Origin of the sequence: Flavobacterium sp. (assembly GCF_040402955.1) — a bacterium.
In the GTDB taxonomy this organism is placed as follows: domain Bacteria; phylum Bacteroidota; class Bacteroidia; order Flavobacteriales; family Flavobacteriaceae; genus Flavobacterium.
On sequence record NZ_JBBALQ010000039.1, the window covers coordinates 1 to 5153 of the forward strand.

Below are 5153 nucleotides of genomic sequence, written 5' to 3' on the forward strand. Positions count from 1 at the left end.
TAGATTTTAAAACAAAAAACAAAACGGTGATTTGATTTTTACGATAATTATATCACGGAATTTGCATTTAAAATTTTCAACCACAAATTACGCAAATTACACAAATTTCATTTTTAAATTTAACTGAATTCTCTTAGCTCGGGTCACAAATTCTATTATCTTAAGAATTTGTGCTAATTTGCGTAATTTGTGGTCAACTTTTTTCTAAAAGCGAATGCCCTGTGTTTATAATGAAAAATAGTAAAAATTTTATCTCTTTATTAAAAGTGTGAATTAATATGCTATTTTTACAGACGAAACCCATCAATAATATCAAAATTATTATAATTTATGACGTTAATTTCAAAATTAAAAACAAACTATTGGCTTCAATGTGTATTAAACAGCTATAGTTTGATTTTTTTTTCTAACGATAATCTGTTTGCAATTTGCATTCTTATCGTTTGCTTTTTTACACCATTTGTTGGTTTATGTGGTCTTGCTTCGGTGGTATTAATAAATGTAGCAGCCTATTTTATTGGTTTTAATAAAGAAGAAATAAAAATAGGATTGTTCGGGTTTAATGCACTTTTTTTAGGAATGGCAATAGGATATGAATTCAGTTTCAATTTTGCGTTTATAATATTGTTCATCTCTTCGATTATAATTTTATTACTGATTACCGTTTCGCTAAAAGGTTTTTTATCTGCTAGCTATTTGCCGTTTTTATCTATGCCGTTTATTATAACGTATTGGATTGTATCGCTTTCTGCAGCAAATTTCACCAATATTCAATTGGACGAAAGTCATATTTATGTAGTAAACGAAGCCGCTCGAAACCAAACTTCGTCATTTTATGTTTTTATCAATTCGTTAGACCATCTTTCGCTGTTTCCGCTGGCAATTACTTATTTCAAGACTTTGGCAGGAACTTTTTTTCAAACAAGTATTCTCGCCGGCGTGATAATCGCACTTGGATTGTTGCAATTTTCTAGAATTGCATTTTCATTGAGCATTTTGGGTTTTACTTGCGCCTATCTTTATTATTCTGTTTTTGGTGCCGATGTCAACGATTTGAATCACAATTTATTGGGAGCTAATTTTATTTTTCTAGCCATTGCGATTGGTTGTTTTTTTGTAATTCCAAATATCAATAGTTATATTGCAGTTGTTGTACTTACACCCGTTTTATTGCTTACAACACTTGCTTTGACTAAGATTCTGTCCATTTTTCAAATTCATTCTTATTCTTTTTCTTTTAGTTTGATAACAATTTTGTTTTTGTTTGCACTCAATCAAAGGTTGTTTTCAAAATATTTACATTTGGTAACTATTCAATATTTTTCTGCAGAAAAAACAATTTACAAATACTTAAATTCCCTACAACGATTCAAAAACGAGCATTTGTATAAAATTTCTTTACCTTTCGTTGGCGAATGGAATGTAAGTCAAGGCTATGATGGCAAAATAACACATTTAGGAGATTGGAGCAAAGCATTAGATTTTGTTATAGAAGATTCGAATTCAAATACTTATATGATTCCTAAATCTGCAAGAGAAGGTTTTACAAAAGATAGTTTTTATTGTTACAATAAAGAAATCCTTGCGCCATTTGAAGGTTATGTTTATGATATTGTAAATACTGTTGAAGACAATGATATAGGCGATATGGACACGAAACTTAATTGGGGGAACACCATTCTTTTAAATCATCTTAATGGATTATTTTCGCAAATTAGTCATATCAAAAAGGATTCTTTTGGGGTTTTTATTGGTCAATATGTTACCAAGGGAACTTATCTAGCAAGATGTGGTAATTCTGGTCGGTCTCCGGAACCACATATTCATTTTCAATTGCAAACTATCCCAATTGTTGGCGCAAAAACACTTGAATACCCTATTTCTTACTTTATTGAAAGACAAGGAAATGAGAAAAAATTAATCCTGTCTGACGTTCCAAAAGAAGGCGCTTTTATAAGCAATGTGCAGATAAATGAACTATTGGTTATTGGTTTTGCGCTTATGCCTGGTCAAAAAATAGTGATGCAAAAAGAAAATAGTTCTGAGAAAATTTACTGGGAAATATTTACCGATGCCATCAATAGAACCTATATTTATTGCGAAAAAACAAATTCATACGCGTATTTTGTAAATGACGGAACTATGTTTTATTTTACAGACTTTGAAGGCAAAAAATCTTCGGTGTTATTTCAATTTTATTTGGCTAGTTATAGACAATTACTTGGTTATTACGAAACAATAACTATTCAGGATAAAGTGCCATTGATTCATTTCAACAACAAATTAATTGCTTTTTTTCAAGATTTTTTCGCGCCATTTTACTTGTTCACTACCGCCAATTATACCTCTACTTTTTCTTATGCAGACAATCAATATGCACCGCAAAAAATACTAATCAATAGCGAAATCGAAGCCAAAATAATCAATTATACTTTCAAAAAAATCAATTATGAACTGGAATTAAAAGACCACAAAATTCAACGTTTTACGATTCATCACAAAAATAAATCAACATCTTACCAATATTCTTTACAATAAAAATAATAAACCTCTAAATTTAAAAAAATGAAAAATTTAAAAAATGTTTTATCACTGTTAGCTTTCTTATTTTGTATGTCGCTACAAGCGCAAAACAAAGAAGTAGCTGCTGCTTTTAATAGTTCGTATGAATCTGAAATTGCGAAAAAATATGAAACTGCAATTGCAACTTTCAATAATGTTTATGACACAAATTCTTATGAAATGAATTTAAGATTGGGCTGGCTGAACTATTTGGCTGGAAAAAACAAAGAATCTATTTCTTACTACCAAAAAGCAGCTATCAATATGCCAGCTGCTACAGAACCAAAATGGGCAATAATTACTGTTTATACAAAATTAGATAATTGGACAGAAATTGAGAAAACTTATTTATCAATTTTGAAATTAGATCCTAAAAATGCTACTGCAAATTACAATTTAGGATTAATTTATTACTACCGGAAAAATTATATAGGAGCAAAAAAATTCTTTGATGTATCATTAAATCAAACTCCATTTGGATATAACTATTTACTAATGAGCGCTTGGACAAATTACTTTTTAGGAAATAAAAGTAATGCTTCCATATTGTTTAATAAGGTTTTGTTATATGCTCCAAACGATGCCTCAGCATTAGAAGGATTAGGATTGATTAAATAAAAAATCTATTGAATAAGATGATTGGAAGCAATTTTAAACCCGTGTTGTATTTGTTTATTTTTAGTTTATTTTTTCTAAAATCATATTCTCAAAATGAAATAGATGCAGCAGAAATAGAAACAAAAACCCTTGAGTTCTATACTAACAAAAATTGGAATTCGTTAATTTCACTTGGAGATGAAGCCCTTAAAAACGGCAATGATTATTTCTATTTGCGAATGAGGTTGGGAATAGCCTATTATGAGCAGAAAAATTATTGCCTTGCTTTAGGGCATTTTAAAAAAGCGATTGATTTTAATGCAACCGACGATTTAGCAAATGAATATTTGTATTACAGCTACACATTTATTGGAAAAGAGGAAGAGGCTCGAAAATTGAGCGCTACATTTTCAGCAGAATTAAAAGATAAATTAGGTTTGAACAATACTCCTTTAATAGATTTTATTACAGTTAGCGGAGGTTCAAAAATGGCAAATAATTCTTTTACTGATAGTAATAACGCAGTTTATTTTGAACAAGCCAATTTTTTTGAATTTGGATTGAAACATTATATCAAAAATAAATTTTCATTATCTCACGCTCTTAATACTTTCAGTCAAGATACTTGGATAGGGGAAATTAATCAGAATCAATATTATGCTTTAGCTGCACTTCCACTAAAAAACAATTGGTCATTCGCTCCTGCATTTCAGGTTTTACAACTTAAATTTACAGGTATAAATTCTGATACAAAAACAAATAACTATTTTGTAGGCTCTTTTTTAGTGAATAAAAGCGTTAAGAAATTTGATTTTTCGATTGGTTCAACCTATTCAGCCATTGCAAGTATTACACAGTACAATCATTTTGCAAATGTAACTTATTCAGTTTTGGGGAACAATAAACTTGTTTTGGGTTTTACAGACTATCTTCATACAAGTGATAAATATGCTACATTAAACAATTCTTTTTCTACGTTCGTTTATTTTGAGCCATTAAAATTTGCTGCTTTTAAATTGAGTTATTTCAAGAATCTGAATAACAATATCATCGAAGAAAATGGTTATTTAATTAACAATTCAACCGATTTAACTACAAATCGTTTTAGTGTTTTAGCTAATTTTAGAATCAATAAAACATTTTCTGTATTTACATTATATCAAATAGAAACCAAAAAAGTTTATCTACAAGATTCTAATTATCAATACAATGTTTTGATGGCTGGAATAAAAATTAATTCTCTTTTTTAAAACGAGAGCCTTATTGAACGAAAAAATTACAGGAAATTGGACATTTTTGAATAAAATTAAACCTATTGATTTATTGATTGATTATAACGGAACTTTGTATGGCAAAAATCAAAAGATTAGAGGTTTTTTTGGAATGCGTTATAATCTGTATTAAATGAAGAAATCGCTTTACATATTATTGTTGTTCTTTTGGATAATCCCATCAGGCTTTGCTCAATTGAAAACCCATACGTTTGAAGAGGCCGAAAAATTATCAAAAGAAAACCCCAAGCCATTGGTAGTTTTCATTCATACCTCTTGGTGCAAGTACTGCACGATGATGGAGAACTCAACTTTCAAAAATCCTGAAATCATCAACGTTTTAAATTCTGATTTTTACTTCATTCCGTTGGATGCTGAAACTAAAAATGACATTCAATTCAATAATCATAAGTTTCAATTTATCCCAAACGGAAATAACACAGGCATTCACGAACTCGCCACAGCATTGGCAACCATCAATTCGCAAGTAGTTTATCCAACGGTTACTGTTTTGCAAACCGATTATTCAATTGTTTTTCAACAGCAATCTTTTTTAAGTGGTAAAGAGTTAACTGCAATTCTAACAAAGGCAAAAAAATAGATTTCTTTTACAGTATGTTTTATAAACTCAAAACCATTCTATCAAACTATAACAAAACTTTATAATCCAAACTTACTTCTTGGTTTGAAACTTTGTAACTTTGCAAAACTTTAAACAAAGAA

4 protein-coding genes are annotated in these 5153 nt (G+C 29.4%); all 4 read left to right on the forward strand.

All coding sequences use genetic code 11. The features are described 5' to 3' along the window. Window positions 1-330 precede the first annotated feature (330 nt). The 4 genes from ABWP78_RS09705 (at window position 331) to ABWP78_RS09720 (ending at window position 5031) form a co-directional block, all read left to right on the forward strand. A complete protein-coding gene (locus ABWP78_RS09705; RefSeq protein WP_353171028.1) occupies window positions 331-2538 on the forward strand; it encodes an urea transporter in 2208 nt (735 codons plus the stop codon). Window positions 2539-2565: 27 nt separating this feature from the next. Next, window positions 2566-3180: a tetratricopeptide repeat protein gene (locus ABWP78_RS09710; RefSeq protein ID WP_353171031.1), complete on the forward strand. Its 615-nt coding sequence runs from the start codon at window positions 2566-2568 to the stop codon at window positions 3178-3180. Window positions 3181-3197: 17 nt separating this feature from the next. Beyond that, entirely contained in the window at window positions 3198-4409 is a 1212-nt protein-coding gene (locus ABWP78_RS09715; RefSeq protein WP_353171033.1) for a tetratricopeptide repeat protein, read from the forward strand. A 154-nt stretch (window positions 4410-4563) separates the two neighbouring features. Further along, a complete protein-coding gene (locus ABWP78_RS09720) occupies window positions 4564-5031 on the forward strand; it encodes a thioredoxin family protein (RefSeq protein WP_353171036.1) in 468 nt (155 codons plus the stop codon). The last annotated feature ends 122 nt before the right edge of the window (window positions 5032-5153 follow it).

What these genes read in the sequence shown, in the direction of transcription:
- ABWP78_RS09715 (WP_353171033.1), top strand. Translation starts at nt 3,198, where the DNA reads ATGATTGGAAGCAATTTTAAACCCGTGTTGTATTTGTTTATTTTTAGT.
- ABWP78_RS09720 (WP_353171036.1), top strand. Translation starts at nt 4,564, where the DNA reads ATGAAGAAATCGCTTTACATATTATTGTTGTTCTTTTGGATAATCCCA.
- ABWP78_RS09710 (WP_353171031.1), top strand. Translation starts at nt 2,566, where the DNA reads ATGAAAAATTTAAAAAATGTTTTATCACTGTTAGCTTTCTTATTTTGT.
- ABWP78_RS09705 (WP_353171028.1), top strand. Translation starts at nt 331, where the DNA reads ATGACGTTAATTTCAAAATTAAAAACAAACTATTGGCTTCAATGTGTA.